At 36.9% G+C, this 16129-nt stretch carries 10 protein-coding genes and 4 pseudogenes; 11 read left to right on the plus strand and 3 right to left on the minus strand.

The window, feature by feature from the left end; translation table 11 throughout:
- Positions 1-772 precede the first annotated feature (772 nt).
- From SB775_RS15945 to SB775_RS15955, 3 genes and pseudogenes are all read left to right on the plus strand, one after another.
- Positions 773-2908, plus strand: coding sequence for an ATP-dependent Clp protease ATP-binding subunit (locus tag SB775_RS15945; RefSeq protein ID WP_410862159.1), 2136 nt, complete (start codon positions 773-775; stop codon positions 2906-2908).
- A gap of 311 nt (positions 2909-3219) precedes the next feature.
- Positions 3220-5211: pseudogene (pulA, locus tag SB775_RS15950) on the plus strand (type I pullulanase); the annotation flags it as partial.
- 299 nt (positions 5212-5510) lie between these two features.
- Positions 5511-5677 (plus strand): annotated as a pseudogene (locus SB775_RS15955) (hypothetical protein); the annotation flags it as partial.
- 97 nt (positions 5678-5774) lie between these two features.
- On the opposite strand, the gene SB775_RS15960 reads toward SB775_RS15955, so the two are convergent.
- From SB775_RS15960 to SB775_RS15970, 3 genes and pseudogenes are all read right to left on the minus strand, one after another.
- Positions 5775-6281 (minus strand): hypothetical protein, encoded by a 507-nt coding sequence (locus SB775_RS15960; RefSeq protein WP_410862160.1) that lies wholly within the window; start codon positions 6279-6281, stop codon positions 5775-5777.
- A gap of 462 nt (positions 6282-6743) precedes the next feature.
- Positions 6744-7259, minus strand: a complete 516-nt coding sequence (locus SB775_RS15965) for a hypothetical protein (RefSeq protein ID WP_410862161.1) — start codon at positions 7257-7259, stop codon at positions 6744-6746.
- Between the two features lie 150 nt (positions 7260-7409).
- Positions 7410-8508 (minus strand): annotated as a pseudogene (locus SB775_RS15970) (MobA/MobL family protein).
- Here SB775_RS15970 and SB775_RS15975 point away from each other — a divergent pair.
- The 8 genes and pseudogenes from SB775_RS15975 (at position 8420) to uvsE (ending at position 15807) form a co-directional block, all read left to right on the plus strand.
- A complete protein-coding gene (locus tag SB775_RS15975; protein WP_410862190.1) occupies positions 8420-8674 on the plus strand; it encodes a hypothetical protein in 255 nt (84 codons plus the stop codon). The pseudogene SB775_RS15970 and the gene SB775_RS15975 sit on opposite strands and share 89 nt — an antisense overlap.
- Positions 8675-8829: 155 nt before the next feature.
- Positions 8830-9333 (plus strand): PCYCGC motif-containing (lipo)protein, encoded by a 504-nt coding sequence (locus tag SB775_RS15980; RefSeq protein ID WP_061463270.1) that lies wholly within the window; start codon positions 8830-8832, stop codon positions 9331-9333.
- Between the two features lie 574 nt (positions 9334-9907).
- Positions 9908-10252, plus strand: a complete 345-nt coding sequence (locus tag SB775_RS15985) for a GntR family transcriptional regulator (protein WP_410862162.1) — start codon at positions 9908-9910, stop codon at positions 10250-10252.
- Positions 10249-11151: an ATP-binding cassette domain-containing protein gene (locus SB775_RS15990; protein WP_410862163.1), complete on the plus strand. Its 903-nt coding sequence runs from the start codon at positions 10249-10251 to the stop codon at positions 11149-11151. The genes SB775_RS15985 and SB775_RS15990 overlap by 4 nt, the downstream gene beginning before the upstream one ends.
- Positions 11132-11872, plus strand: coding sequence for a hypothetical protein (locus tag SB775_RS15995; protein ID WP_410862164.1), 741 nt, complete (start codon positions 11132-11134; stop codon positions 11870-11872). The genes SB775_RS15990 and SB775_RS15995 overlap by 20 nt, the downstream gene beginning before the upstream one ends.
- Positions 11869-12561 (plus strand): hypothetical protein, encoded by a 693-nt coding sequence (locus SB775_RS16000; protein WP_410862165.1) that lies wholly within the window; start codon positions 11869-11871, stop codon positions 12559-12561. Before SB775_RS15995 ends, SB775_RS16000 begins: the two co-directional genes overlap by 4 nt.
- Positions 12562-13501: 940 nt before the next feature.
- Positions 13502-14635 (plus strand): annotated as a pseudogene (locus SB775_RS16005) (trans-sulfuration enzyme family protein).
- Between the two features lie 200 nt (positions 14636-14835).
- Complete coding sequence (gene uvsE / locus SB775_RS16010; protein ID WP_410862166.1) at positions 14836-15807, plus strand: UV DNA damage repair endonuclease UvsE; 972 nt, start codon at positions 14836-14838, stop codon at positions 15805-15807.
- Positions 15808-16129 lie beyond the last annotated feature (322 nt).

Here is a 16129-nt window from a genome sequence, read left to right on the forward strand (position 1 = left end):
AGAAAATCAACCTTAATATAAAAAACTCTTTCAGTTTGTAGTCAAAAAGGTTTCGGAATGGTATCATTCCGAAACCTTTTTGATTTTTTATTGGAATTGAAGCAGTTATAAGGAAAGCATGGAATGGGTTGGACAACGAGGGGACTTATAAGAAAGTATCTTTATGACCTCAAGTTTTAATACTACTATTTTTAAAAACAAAAAAGACTGTAGGGAAAAGTGTTCTATCTAAAAGTTAAAACAAAGTAGATTAGAACGGGTGTTTGAGATTCCTGCAGGAAAAACGCACCGAGGGAGGACCGCCTACGGAAATCGAGTGCCTGGTGGCAACGATCAAATTTGAAAAGACCCTAAAAAATTGTAGATAATTTTCATCGAGTTTGTCTACAGTCGGTAAGAGACTTAATGAAGTCTCTTTTTTTGTATTAAAAAATGAGAGTGGCTGAGGCATGAGGACAAGACTATTATTAGTCCTGAAAAAGGGTGAATTGGTGTTTTGTTAATAGTTTAGGCTATGGTTATCCTGAACGAAGTAATCAATCATGACTGAATATACTAAGAGGATACATAGAATCTTTTTATTTGACTGGAAATGGATAGTTTAATATGCTTAGCAAACCAAACCGAGGGAGTTTTTAATTTATTTCAAAAAAATTCCCAGACAAAAATCTTGAAAGTCAAAGAAGGTCAATGTATAATAAAAACAGAAAGTCAAAGAAGGTCAAAGTTTTTTGTGAAATTACCAATATTAATACTAAAGGAGGAGTACTACATGCTTTGTGAAAAATGCCATGTAAACCAAGCTAATATTCAAGTACATCTTAATATGAATGGTCAGGAGCATGAAGTTAAACTGTGCTCCACTTGTTATAAAGAAGAGCGAAGTAAACTTGGAGCAGCGATGGGGGGAATGGATACAGGGCATTTCCAATATAACGGATCCCTAAATTCATTCAATCCATTTAATTATAATGAAGTTCCTAAACCGGATTCCGTTGAACACAATGATGGCGGAGGATTGCTTGAAGAGTATGGCCGCAATCTGACCGATGTTGCTAGAGCAGGACTGATTGATCCGGTTATCGGAAGAAATGAAGAAATAAAACGTGTCATCGAAGTCCTTAATAGACGTAATAAAAATAATCCAGTTTTAATTGGTGAACCCGGAGTTGGTAAAACAGCCATTGCTGAAGGTCTGGCTTTAGCCATTGCTGAAGGTTCAGTGCCTGGTAAATTACGTAATAAGCTGGTATATATGCTTGATGTCGCGTCACTTGTTTCGAATACTGGAATTAGAGGTCAATTCGAAGAACGAATGAAGCAATTGATCAGTGAATTACAGGAAAGAAAAAATGTCATTTTATTCATCGATGAAATTCACCAACTTGTGGGTGCGGGCTCAGCCGAAGGGTCAATGGATGCAGGAAATATTTTAAAACCAGCACTTGCACGCGGGGAACTTCAGCTTGTCGGAGCCACCACTTTATCTGAATATAGGAAAATTGAAAAAGATGGTGCCCTTGAGAGACGCTTTCAGCCTGTACAGGTTAATGAGCCGACAACAGCTGAGACATTGGTCATCTTACAGGGTTTAAAAGAAAGTTATGAATCTTATCATGGAGTCACATATAGTGAGAAAGCACTAAAAGCGGCTGTTGAACTCTCGAACCGTTACATTCAAGATCGATTCTTGCCGGACAAGGCAATCGACTTGATGGATGAAGCAGGTTCCAAGTTGAACTTGACCATTGAAGACGGCCAGGTAGAACACATGAAAGAGCGCCTGGCGCAAATCTATAAAGAAAAAGAAAAGGCCTTAAAAGAAGAAGCATACGAAAAAGCTGCAGTTCTTCGTGATGAAGAAGAAAAATTGGAAAAATCTTTACAGGCTGGAGAAAATGCAGTTAAACCAACCGTTAACGTTGAAGACATTCAAAATATCATCGAACAAAAGACTGGTATTCCTGTAGGTAAGCTGCAAGAAGATGAGCAAGAAAGAATGGTCAATCTTCAAGAGGAACTTATGAAAAAGGTCATCGGGCAGGAAGAGGCTGTCAAAAAGGTTTCTAAGGCCGTCCGAAGAAGTCGTGCCGGGCTAAAATCCAAAAAACGTCCAACCGGATCTTTCCTTTTTGTTGGTCCAACAGGTGTCGGTAAAACCGAATTGGCGAAAACTCTAGCTGAGGAATTATTCGGGGACAAGGAAGCGATGATCCGTCTTGACATGAGTGAATTCATGGAGAAACATAGTGTTTCTAAATTAATCGGTTCTCCTCCTGGATACGTAGGACACGAGGAAGCGGGACAATTGACTGAAAAAGTTCGCCGCAAACCTTACAGTATTATTTTATTGGATGAAATCGAAAAGGCTCATCCAGATGTAATGCATATGTTCCTTCAAATCATGGAAGATGGCCGGTTAACGGACAGTCAAGGCAGGACAGTAGCTTTTAAAGATACAGTGATTATCATGACAAGTAACGCTGGAGTCGGTGAAAAACAAAAAGTAATGGGATTCGGTACAGGTACAAGTACTGCTGTAGAAGAAGCATCAATCCTCCAATCATTAGGCAGTTTCTTCAAACCGGAATTCCTGAACCGTTTTGATAGTATCATTGAATTCTCAGCTTTAAAGAAAGAAGATCTTCTTCAAATCGTTGATATCATGATTCAAGAACTTGATGAAACACTTGCAGCAAATGGTTTGTCTTTAGATGTAACTCATGAAGCGAAACAAAGGCTAATTGAACTCGGATATCATCCAACTTTCGGAGCGAGACCGCTCCGCCGTGTTCTTCAAGAACAGCTCGAAGACGGCATCACTGATTTTATCTTTGAGCAGCCTGAAGTTAAGAACTTCACTGCAATTGTGGAAGGTACTTCTGTGAAAATTATTAAAACACCATAAAGAGTACTAGAAATGCCTCCAAGACCGTAAAACTGTTATGGAGGCATTTTTTTATCTTTTTCAGGTTTTACTTTTTATAATGTCCATTCAAAAGGATAGCAAAGGTCCAGTCCGGAACTTGAATCACATGGAGCATTTGGTAATTTGAACTGTAAAATCCGCTTATTGAGTTCTGAATCTTCAATATAATCTGCAGTGAGGATGTTTTGAAGGGTAATATCTGCGGAATAATAGCTTACGATAAGATTCACCCTTGATTTTAAATAAAAAATTCCTGTTCTAATATGGGAATTTCAATGGAGGAATGACCTATTAAAGATTCGCTTTCTTCTTTTGAAGAGGAAAATACCAATATTCGAAAACCCGTGGACATAAAAACCGAAAACCAGTCGGAATCCCTTCCGGTTGCAAATATTAATCCAGTGAACCCGGCAGAACTAGATGAATTTTATTACTATGACGGAAAAGATTTGGGGAACTCCTATCAAAAGGATAAAACGGCATTCCGGTTATGGGCACCTCTTGCATCTGAAGCTAAACTAGTTACTTATAAACATTGGGATGATTCAGGTGGAATGGAAATTCAGATGGATCGTTCGGAAAAGGGAACCTGGACCATTGAACTTACGGGTGATCAGGATGAATTGATTTATACATATAAAGTGAAAGTGGGAGAAGTCTGGAGTGAAGCCGTAGATCCCTATGTTCGTGCAGTCACGGTAAATGGTAATAAGGGAGTCGTAATAGATTTAACGGACACGGACCCTGAAAAGTGGACACGGGATAAACCACCGCTCGACAAAGCTGAGGACGTTATCATTTATGAATTGCATACACGGGATTTGTCGATTCATCCTGAAAGTGGAATCCAACATAAAGGTAAATTCTTAGGAGTAATTGAAACCGGAACCAAAGGTCCAAAGGATGTGAAAACGGGTCTTGATCATATAAAAGATTTAGGTGTAACCCATGTGCAATTTATCCCCATATTCGATTTTGCTACTGTCAATGAAATGAAATTGAATGAACCACAATATAACTGGGGATATGATCCGAAAAATTATAACGCTCCCGAGGGCTCTTATTCGACTGACCCGTATCAACCAAAGGTCAGGATCCGGGAGTTAAAGGAAATGATCCAAGGCTTACATGATCACGAATTACGAGTAATCATGGATGTTGTATATAATCACGTTTATTCCGTGGATGATTCAAATTTTAATAAACTGGTTCCTACCTACTTTTTTCGGTATAACGGTGACGGTACCTTATCAAATGGTACTGGTGTAGGAAATGATACCGCGTCTGAACATAAAATGATGCGGAAATTCATCGTTGAATCCGTAACCTATTGGGCGAAAGAATTTAACCTTGATGGTTTTCGTTTCGATTTAATGGGAATCCATGATGTGGAAACGATGAATGAAGTGAAAAAGGCGCTGGCAGAAATTGATCCGACCCTTATTGTTTTGGGCGAAGGCTGGGATATGAACACCCCCTTGGCCCAAGAGCAGAAAGCAAATCAAAAGAATGCTTTTAAAATGCCTGGCATCGCTCATTTTAATGATGCTATCCGCGATGGTTTAAAAGGCTTTGTGATGAATGAACATGATAAAGGGTTCATTAATGGCAAACCAGGTATGGAAGATATTATAAAAAAGGGCATCGCTGGCGGTTTGAAATATGATGAAAATATCGCCACATACAAAAAACCAGATCAAGTGATCAATTATGTTGAAGCACATGATAATTATACTTTATGGGATAAGCTTCTCATCACTAATCCTGATGCGACAGAACAAACACGTAAACAGATGCATAAACTGGCTTCAGCAATTGTCTTACTGGCACAAGGAATTCCAATGATCCATGCTGGACAAGAATTTATGCGTACAAAGGGTGGGGATGAAAATAGCTATCAATCTTCTGATTGGATTAATAGGTTGGATTGGAAAAGAAGAGCGGAGTTAGATAGCGAAGTGGAGTATATGAAAGGGCTGATTTCGCTCAGGAAAAACCATTCTGTATTTAGGTTAAGCACACCGGAAGAAATTGAGGAGCATTTACAATTCATCGATGCTCCACCAAATGCAGTTGCCTTCACTCTAAAACATAAGGATTACAAACTTGCAGTGATTCATAACGCAAATTGGGACGCGATAAGCATTACACTTCCCCATGAAGGAGAATGGTCCGTTTTAGTGAATGGACAGCAGGCGGGCCTGGGAGGTATAGAAAGGATTAAAGGGAGTCAGGCAACCGTTGCCGCTTTAAGTTCGTTTGTATTGAAAATAAACTTGTAATCAATTGAACTAAAGTCGAAGTGAGAGAATGCTGTTTCTCACTTCGTTTTAGATCATTATTTGATATGAAATCTATTGGCGGAATTAAATCCTCCATTATGTACTCTCACGTTTGAGAAAAAAATGTCGGGGTAGAAAATTATAAACTGGATTATAACATTTTTTATAAGGGAGCGATTATTTTTCTCAGATAAAATACATATAAAAATCAAAGGTGCCGAGGCCAGGCTGGACGGTAATCGAACGATATTACAAATGCTAACAGTAAGCTTCATGTTATCATCCTAGTTTAGGAACTATTCTATCGATATAATCCGTATCAATGCATCCTTTGCGGCCGTAGTGTTGAAGCATGCCAAGCTGACAGGCCACTGAAACATTGACTTGATTGAAGCAAAACGCCCACGTGTCATTTTGGATAATCAATGAATCCTCATGTGTATCATGTGGACACTGTTCCACAGTTAGGTCAAGGGGGGCTTCTCAAAATAGAAGCTCCTCCTTAAATATAAAAACAGTGGTTCGGAAACTGAACCACTGTTTTTATATAGCTCGTAGACTTTTTAACTCGGATCTCTAAACGAGAGGTTTTCATTAGTGTAATACATATAAGTTATTTTTGATAAACTTGGTTTCACACCACTAGTGTAAACTGATACATGGTAAGCATGCTTTCCTGAATTATATGCTGCAATCAAACTATCAGGACTTCCTGCAAGTGCAGAAGCTACCGCAGTTGCTACTCCAGCTGGAGCAGTTGGACCACCAGCAAATACAATAGTACTTACGATATTTAACCATGTGGATCCCTTTTGATAAGCCTTTACCATTTTTCCTAATTCTGCATTTGATAGTTTAGCTTGATATGCAATAGGTTTGCTCATTTCAATAATTCTAGCTTTTGGTTGTATTTCTTCACTAAATAAATTGACTTCCACAATTGGGTTTACTGCTGTTGTAGAAGGAGTTACTTCTTTTTTTGACTCCTCTGCAAATGTGTTAGGAACACTAGAAACTACTAATAATCCTACTGTTACTATTGAAAATAAAGACTTTTTCATTTTACTCAAAATAACACCCCTTTGCTTTATCTGAATATTCGGTATATTCTAACACTATATAAAAGAATATAGGAGGTCAAGGGAATTATGGTAAAAAAGAAGAAATCCTCTAATACTTTATGGATTGTATTTATTTCTATTTGTTTAGGATTTGTAATAAGGATATATTCTGTTTTAAATGCAGATCAAAATTTATTTTCTGTCTACAATATAGATATATTAATTTTATTTATAGCAATAATTGGATTAATAATATTGTTAAATAATAAGAAAAAAAACAAGACCTAATTTTATAGTGTATTAGTATAAAATAAAATCAGCTATTTTATTTGACACCAGATTATCACTCCCTTTTAATATTTTTATGTAAGATTTAGAAAAGGCTTTAATCAGCAAGTAAAATCAACTCGTAAGTTCGATAATGATGAAATAGAAAAGGGTTCTTATCTAGAATTAGATAAGAACCCTTTTCTATTCCCTGTCCATGCCTTGATAGGGCTGTCTTGATTTATCTTTACCTTTGCCCTTAACCTGTTGCTGGTGAAGACTTTGTTCTAATTGCATGTCCCTTCCTGCCTGTTCAACGCCATTCATAATTCCCTCTAATAGGCCGAGGCCCTTTTCTTGTGAGCGAATCTGATCTTTAAATGCAGGAACTCTAGCTTTCATTTCCCCTAAAGTATGGAACTGTTTTTCAAGGTCCTTTCTTCCAGAAACGCCTTCTTTCTTCATCGAATCTTGGGAGTTTTCCCGTGTAGAAATAGCCTGTTCATATTCTTGTTTAGCTGATTTTGAAACAAGCAATTTCCCTTTGGAGAAAGGATTGTTCTCGATTTTTTCAACAACGGCATGATGTTTTTCATATTTTTTCAAATAGCCTTCAGCTCGGTGTAACCGTGACCGGTGCTGATTCACACGATCCAATTCACCATGGGAGCCTTTGAATTTCTTCTTTACGGTTATGTAGCGTTTTCTGGATAGTCTCAATTGGTACCACTTTATTTCCGTTTGCTTTATTAATTTCCATAAGCTTTTTAGCCGTTTCAAGACTTATATGGAGCATTTCAGGACGTTCAGGATATTTTAATGAAGTCACTTGACGCTCAAAAGCATTCTGATAGGCAGTCTCAGCCTTTTTTAAGACGTCTCTTTCACGATTGATTTGTCCACGCGTCTGTCGATTTTTTCCAGGAGTCCAGGATACTCTGTGTGATGTTGACTTTGCACCTGGTGAAATTCTTTTTCGGTATGGAAGCCAAGCTTTTTACGGTAGCTATGTAGCTTTTTATCACGTAATGTTATTTGGTCTTCCGCCTTGAAAATTTCTAGTTCGGATTGTTCCTTTGTCATTCGATTTTCCTTTAATTTAAAGGGATTCATCCAATTGATTGTTTCCAAATGTTGCTGTGCTTGCTGGCGTTGATTTTCAAATAGTTGAATCCAACGGTAGGTTTCTGAAGCGCTTCTGATGGTTTCATCTTTCCATCGAATCTGTTGGTCATCCTTATTCACTTGATTCTCCCACTGATCGAGCTCTTTACGTTTTACAAAGATTTCTTTCAAGGTAGGTTCACGATCTATGTTCAAAAGCTTAGAAGCTTCTTTTAAATGAGCACGTTCTGCAGGTGTGTTGAAGCGTTCGGATTGTTGCCGTAGTTCTTGTTTTCGTGCTTTTTCTTGTTCCAGGGCTTTCTTTTCTTCCCGGTATGTTTGAAGATCCACAACAAGACGATTGTATTCTTGGCGATCACGATTGATCGTTCCTCGGTCCGTTTGGACCCCGCGCATCTCCATTTCATGGGCAACGTGGCCAAGATGGACCGCTGGAAAAATAATCAGGTTTCGTTTTGCATGGGATTCATGGGAGATACGGTCTTGAATGCCTTCTCGTTCTAAGGATTGATTCGCATGTTCTGCCCACTGTTCACGCCATTGCTGCAGCAACTCTTATTTGTTCCAGTCCCGATTTTTAACGGTGAATCCTTCTTTGGAAATTTCGCGAGTGGTCAACATGACATGCGCATGAGGATTTTTCGTCTCGGTGAATCGCTACATCGGCAATCATGCCTTGATCGACGAATTCTTTTTGCACATACCCACGAATTAACTCAGCTTGTTCTTGATGGGATAATTCTCTAGGTAACGCGATGTTCATTTCTCTAGCCACTTGTGAGTTTTTTCTTGTTTCCCAAAAAGCCGGCCTTACGGCCAAAAATATCAACCAACAAAAAATCATGGTCCAAGACGAGCCAACATTGGATATATCCGTGGATGATTGTCCAGGGGAAAACGGATTGATCTGTTTTCAAGTGTCGATTCTTCCTGAAAAACCTGAAAAAAAGGAAACATCCAAGCCTGTAAAGATCCAAGTAGCAGAAAATAAACAGAAGCAAATAAATTGAAAACCTTTTTATTATTTTTATGAGTCCTTATCATGATACGAAGACCCTTATCATATCAATTAAAGGAGATTTATGTACCTTTTGTGAATTATCTTGTAGAAAGTGCATCCCATAACATAAAATGGAAGTATCAAAAATATTCAAGGAGTGTATAAATGAAGACTAAATTAATGACCATGACTTTTGGGATCTGTTGTTCTTTATTACTTTCAGGCTGTTCGAGTGAAGGAGAAAGTGTTGTTCAAAAAGAAAGCAGTCATGAAGGACACCCAGCACATACAGTATCCGGTGACCTTCAGGAAGAGACAGGCAGTAAGGACATAGCACCGGATTTCTTATCTGAAAAACCAGAAGAAATGAAGACGATCTATTTAGCTGTTGCTCAAAATAAAGATTTACTAGAAAAAATACCTTGTTACTGTGGTTGCGGGGAATCAGCGAACCATAAAAACAATTACGATTGTTTTATCCATGAGAATAAGAAAAATGGGGAAGTGGTTTGGGATGACCACGGGACAAGATGTGGAGTTTGCCTAGAAATAGCTGCACAATCCATTTTAGATTGGAATGAAGGTATGAGCATTAAAGATATCCGGAATAAAGTGGATGAAAAATACAAAAGTGGATATGCCAAACCGACACCAACCCCTGAGGTTTAAGGATTTGAAAGGTAATAATAAGTGTTTTCTAGCATAGAAGTAGTTCAAGAACCAGACAGACATCTTAACAAAAAATGGTGCAGTTCAGTTCAAAGTCAGGCAAATACGTTGTTCTGGACGGCAACGTGGAAAAAATCTACAGTTATAACCTAACAAAAAAAGGAAGTTGTCTACTGTTATCATAACGTTGGCAGTGATAGTAATACCCGAGGTGTCACTTCAGGAGTGATTTTGTACTATAAGTAAATATAAAAAAGTCCAATTTCTCAGCATTAAAATTGAGAAATTGGACTTTTTATCGTTACTCCGGAAAAGTGCCCGATTACAGAAGATCTTAACTACGAACATTTCTTTTACGATGTTTCAATAAACTGCTTTATGCTTCCCCTATTCCAATGCCAAGTAGAATTATATAAGGGAGCCGAATAAAGTACAAACTGGAACCTAAACATGCAAATAAAAACAGGTATTGTAATATATTCCAAGTTAATATATACTACATTACAACAGTAATGCACCACATCTGAAGGAGGCGGAAACAATTCTAAATACGGATAGTACTAAGCCTATTTATGTGCAAATTGCAGATTGGATTGAATCGGAAATTTTAAATGGCCATTTTGAAAGTGACGAAAAGGTGTACTCACAATACCAATTAGCTGAAATGTATACGATCAATCCTGCAACTGCAGCAAAGGGCCTCAATCTTCTGGTGGACGAAAATATCCTGTATAAAAAGCGAGGACTTGGTATGTTTGTCGCTGGTGATGCAAAAGAAATCATCATCTATAAACGAAAAAACCAAACATTGAAGCGATTAGTACGGGAGTTGGTTATAGAAGCTAAGCAATTACAAATAAGTGAAATAGAATTAATCAAAATGATAAAAGTGGCAAATAATCAGGAGGCTGAACAATGAGGGTGATTGAATGTACGGATTTAACGAAAACTTATTTAAGGAAAAATATTTTAGATAAGCTCTCTTTTTCAATTGAAGAAAATAAAATAACGGGATTAATTGGTCGAAATGGAGTTGGAAAAACGACCTTACTTAAAATTATTGCTGGGTTCATCAAAGAAACGTCAGGACAGGTCAAGGTTTTTTCTGAAAGACCATATAACAGCCTGAACGTCTCTATAAACTCTATCTTTGTGGACGACCAAATGAGTTTTCCACCAGCCATACCACTTGGTGAAATATTAACAGTGGCGGGGAACTTCTATCCAAATTGGGATGGGAAATTAGCTAAGCGCTTGCTTGACTATTTTTCTTTTGATCCAAAATCTTATCATAATCGGCTTTCGAAAGGAAAAACAAGTACCTTTAATATGGTTATCGGCTTAGCATCCCGTTGTCCGTTAACAATTTTTGATGAACCAACTACAGGAATGGATGCGGCAGTAAGAAAGGACTTCTATCGAGCATTGCTTAAGGATTATATTGCTTATCCACGTACTATTATTCTATCTAGCCATCACTTGGATGAAATTGAGGATTTACTGGAAGAAGTGCTACTCATTAAAGCTGGGAAGAAACATTTCCAAATGTCAATCTCTGAGTTAAAGGAATGGGCAATCGGATTAAAAGGAACAACGGAAGAAGTACTTAATTTAACGAGTGGAAAGGAAATCCTTTTTAGGGAATACTTAGGTGTGAATACGATGTATGCGGTTATAAAAAATGATTTTTCTGAGTCCTTACTTAATAAAGCTCGAATTGTAGGAGTGGAAATCTTACCCGTTAAATCAAGTGACTTATGTGTTTACTTAACCAGTGAAACGAAAGGAGGAATTGATGATGTCTTTAACAAAAGTTAATTTGAGGAAAACGATAAAAAAACAATACTTTTTTAAGCTAAAAGCAAATATAGATGCTTTTAGTTCACTCATTGGAATCCAGTTATTAGCACTTCTCTTTTCAATTGGTGGTGTTGGCTCAGCTGGAATGGGAGGAAGCAACATTAATGTTAATATAAAATACTATTCTGCAGATTTAGTCATTGGTTTCACACTGATATGGGCTTTCGTTACAGCGATTACAATAACTGCGAAACCATACAGAAATCATGATTTTACTTTCGTAACCAATCGCCTTAGTAGTAGTCTATCGAATATTCTCTTTTTATTAACGTCAAGTATCGTTGGGAGCATCACTGCCATTCTGGCTGGGAATTTGTTGGAAGTCTTAGCTTATATTTTTCTTGATGAGCGGATTTATGGCGTTCATGCTGGGCTACAAGAACTTGTTATGGGTATAGGTGTAACAATTTTTTATGTTTTCTTCGTTACCTCCATTGGCTACTTTATTGGGACACTAGTCCAAGTAAGTAAATTGTTTATCATTCTTATTTCTGTTTTGTTATTTGGAACACTATTTCTTGAGGCCTCAATGCAAAAAGAGCCTTTTCTCGTAAGCGTATTTACATTTTATACGATGGAATCGACGCTTTCTCTATTTATTATTAAGGTGGTTGTAACGGTTGCTGTATTTTTTACAGCTGCTATAAGCATCTTGAATCGAATGGAGGTAAGACGATGACCGTTATGAAAGCAATATTGCCGTTAGTCATTCTAATTCTTATATTTGGTGTTTTCATTTTTATGGTTAGGTTTGCCGGAAAATTTGCAACTCCCAAAGTAACTCACTGGCTTCTCTTCATCTATATTGGCGTACTACTTCTCGGCACGGCTTTTGTCCCTTTCATCATTGATGATTCGATGAGTCAGAAAGGAATGGAAAAAGTGGTGGATACAGACCGGGAATTAAGTGATTTATATTCGAATCTTAATAAGGGAGAGATCGACCAGGTTGATGCTGAGTATTTAATGAAAGAAAGGAACTTTAGTAATTACCGAAATCAAACAATAAAGGTCAAATCTAGTAACGATGACGGTTCGCAGATTTTTGTAGAAAGAAAGACAAATAACGATGACACGATTGAAGCCTTCGTTTTTGGCAATGGATTAATAATAGACGGTTATGATTTTTCTAGAAAACTGAAGCCTTATCATCTCGAGTTAATGGATGATACCCTTACCATTAATCTTCCTCAACAACAAGATATTAATCTTATAATAACTAAAGCTGATTTTCCAATACGACAATTTACAGGTGAATCGATCTTAAATCCATCTTTCAGTACCGACCAAGTCGTTTATTTACGAATACCCAATAATCTTGAGTTAATAGCTGATGATCATGTCTTTCTTGAATTTATTGAGAAGTAAACGAATGGTTGAGAGATTTTCATCTCTTTGCATGGAATACAACCATGTTATAAAGTTTGTTTGAGAGTACAGAAAATCAAATACTTATGAAAAAACGAAGAAATTAAAAAAGTGATAAAGGTTAAGGCAGGACCCTTAACCCTAATAGATAAAAACGGAGTTGTTTTGTGAAATATCAATAAGGTTATGGGGATTTCTCTAACAGGTATAACCATCATCTAATCCATACTGAAATGCAAGTCATCATAATGATGAAGGAACAGATCTATATTATTCTATGGATTATTATAATGCATTATAAAAGGTAGAAAACACTTTACGAACGTTCGTGTAAAAAGCCATTAACAGAAAGTGTTAATATATATCTAAAATAGTAAAAAATGCTCTGGGTTTGTGTCACCAGAGCATTTTCTATTTTAAAGATAGTATTTGTGATAGTAGTAAGAAAGAGCAGAGAAACGACTTAAGGGTCAAGTTTTTAAAGGGGAAAGGAAATGTTCTTTAATTGTGCAAGTAACACATTCAGAACGAGTGGATGGGTGTATAAAAAAATAGAGTGGTTTGAATCATGAACCTGTTTTATAAAATTAAGTACGGATAAATTTTATAGAATAGGGACATACTTTAATAGCCCAGATGAGATTTAATGGATATACGGATATGGAGTAGACAGGAGAGAGTTGTTTTATTCTTATTGAAGGTGTAAAACCATTACCGCCAAAAGATGTTCATTTGCAGCCCACACCTACCTACATTCCTATACCCGTTAATATGGACCCCGAAATACAAATATCCATTAAAGTGAACCGGATTGCCACTATACAATTAACTGCTTATATTATAGAAATCAAATCACTCTTAAAACTACTCATAATAAGGTAAATAGAAGGAGGAAACCATGCAGAATCCTGAGAACTTCTTTAGTGAACAAGAAATTTGTATGCACTTTGATACGGGGTCCGAACTGTTTGGTGGAGCGATCATTCCTCCAATATTCGGGAATTCTTTATTTGTCTACCCCACACATGAAGAGTTTGTCAAAGCAGAAAATGATCAACAAAATCATTATGTATATACACGAGGGACTAACCCAACTGTTGAAATCGCCGAAAAAAAATTAGCTGCATTGGAGCAGGGGGAACAGTGTAAATGTTTTGCTTCAGGAATGGCTGCGATTACTGCAGCAATTTTCAACAGTGTAAAAGCCGGAGACCATGTGTTATGTATAAGTAATATATATAAATCCACAATGGATCTGTTAACTTATTTGCAGAAGTTTGGAATTAACCATTCAGTTGTTTACTCGACTGTAAAGAAAGATATCGAGAGAGCTATCATGCCAAATACAAAATTAATATAGCTGGAAAATCCGACAGATTTGAATCTTCAACTTGTCGATCTTAAGGTTATTGGTGATATGGCAAGGTCTTGTGGTGTTCGTACGATCATTGATAATACATGGGCCACCCCCCTCTTTCAAAAGCCTTTAACTTATGGGATTGATATTGTAGTTCATTCCGCATCTAAATACTTAGGAGGACATAGTGACTTGTTAGGCGGTGCATTAATTACTAGTGGTGAAGTAATGAAGGATCTTTTTAATAAGGAGTATTTATTGTTTGGTGGAACGATGGGGCCGCGCGAAGCCTCACTATTGTTGCGGGGATTGAAAACATTGCCATTACGTATGAAAGTACATCAAGAAAACGCTAAGCAAATCGCAGGTTTCCTTTCTTCCCATCCAGCTGTATCAAGGGTAAATTACCCTGGACTTCGCTCGCCGCGTAATACAGAAATAAATAATCAACAGCTAACTGGCTTCTCGGGTTTATTGACTTTCGAACTTAAAAGTGCAAATTATGAAGCAGTAAAGACAGTGATAAACAAAGTAAGGATCTTTAAAATTGGCGTGTCCTGGGGTTCTTTCGAGAGTCTTATTATGTCTCCAAACTTAGGTAACAATGCTGACAATCTAATCAAGGAACATGTAAGCCCTGGGTTAATTCGTCTCTCTGTAGGAATGGAACCAGCAGAAAAATTAGTCGCAGATCTTGAACAAGCACTAGATTTATGAGATCTCTGTTTGCAGGATAACCTGAAATGTATCATCCTATTGACACTAGAATGGGGAATTACTTAAGTAATAACTGGCATTTGTGTATGGCGATCTATTTTTTATAATTGCTGTTAGAGATGGATTTTTTCCCATATGGATTTATTAATGATTTAATGGGATACTTCCAATAAACAAAAAAATGTAAAGGAGATATCCATTTGACATTAATCCGCCTAGGTTATGTAGCCATGAGTACTCATGTGCCAAACTGTTCACCATCGCAAACGATGACTTTTGCTCAGTTTTCGAAAATTAAGGACAAAGATGCGGCGATAAGGAAACTTGAACGCATTTCGATTTCCAATCTTCATAATTGTTGGCGTTTACTGATACATAACGAAGCTAATAATATTCAATTCTTTAGACTTTCTTCTAAACTCATACCTTTAGCCAATCATCCAGAAATCCCAGAGTGGGATTACATAGATCCTATTTTGGAGGAACTTGCCAAATTAAAATCATTTATTACAAATCATCCAAAAATAAGGATAGATTTCCACCCAGATCATTACGTCATCTTGAATAGTTCAAATATAGATATACTGAAGACATCATTAAGAACATTAAGGATGCATTATACTTTATTGGAGAAAATGGGGATTAACCCTGAGCATCGCTGTGTTCTGCATGTTGGCGGCGGTTATGGCGAACATGTACAGGCTTTGGAGCAGTTTATTCATAATTGGGGGTTGATTCCTGAATCGATTCAAAGAATGGTCATTCTAGAGAATGATGATACTACTTTTACTTTGACGGAAACACTTTACTTATGTGAGAAATTGGGGATTCCTATAGTTTTTGATTATCACCATTACCTCGCACATCGGTTACCAAGTGAAAATTGGAAAGATCATTGGGACCGAATATTAAATACCTGGAGTAATTCCAAACTGCCTCCTAAAATGCATATTTCAAGTCCAAGGTCCGATAAAGAATTTCGAGCACATGCTGACTTTGTGGATACAGGAATCTTCATGGATTTTTTGCAACAAATTAAGGGGAGTTTACCACAATTGGATTGTATGATTGAAGCAAAACAAAAGGACGGAGCACTTTTCCAGTTGATGGATCAGCTGCAAGTTTACAAAGATATAGAGATCATTGATGGAGCCAGTTTTTATATTCATTAATAAATTGAGGCGATTTGATAAAGAGGATGCATAAGATTCTCTTTATCAAATGTAATAAATAATAATTGAAGAGATTTGTTTACATAACATAGTTATGGTAAATAAAATTGATTTTATAAAAATGAACAATATGATTAAATGATAGAAATATTCAAAAGTATACATTAACTTACAAAAATATTAAAAAAGACAAAAAAACAAGCTTCATATTTAGTTTTTAAAGCCGTTTTTTTAAGTTCATAGAGTCATTGATCAAAACTGTCTTAAAAGCGCTATATGGCTCTATACAGACGTTTAAAGGACGTTGGCAGATTTTAAGGGC

This window comes from Peribacillus sp. SIMBA_075, assembly GCF_046534585.1.

Excerpts from the sequence above, each read along its gene's own strand:
- SB775_RS15945 (WP_410862159.1), top strand. The coding sequence starts at position 773 with ATGCTTTGTGAAAAATGCCATGTAAACCAAGCTAATATTCAAGTACAT.
- SB775_RS15975 (WP_410862190.1), top strand. The coding sequence starts at position 8,420 with ATGTTCATTTCTCTAGCCACTTGTGAGTTTTTTCTTGTTTCCCAAAAA.
- SB775_RS15980 (WP_061463270.1), top strand. The coding sequence starts at position 8,830 with ATGAAGACTAAATTAATGACCATGACTTTTGGGATCTGTTGTTCTTTA.
- SB775_RS15990 (WP_410862163.1), top strand. The coding sequence starts at position 10,249 with ATGAGGGTGATTGAATGTACGGATTTAACGAAAACTTATTTAAGGAAA.
- SB775_RS15995 (WP_410862164.1), top strand. The coding sequence starts at position 11,132 with ATGTCTTTAACAAAAGTTAATTTGAGGAAAACGATAAAAAAACAATAC.
- SB775_RS16000 (WP_410862165.1), top strand. The coding sequence starts at position 11,869 with ATGACCGTTATGAAAGCAATATTGCCGTTAGTCATTCTAATTCTTATA.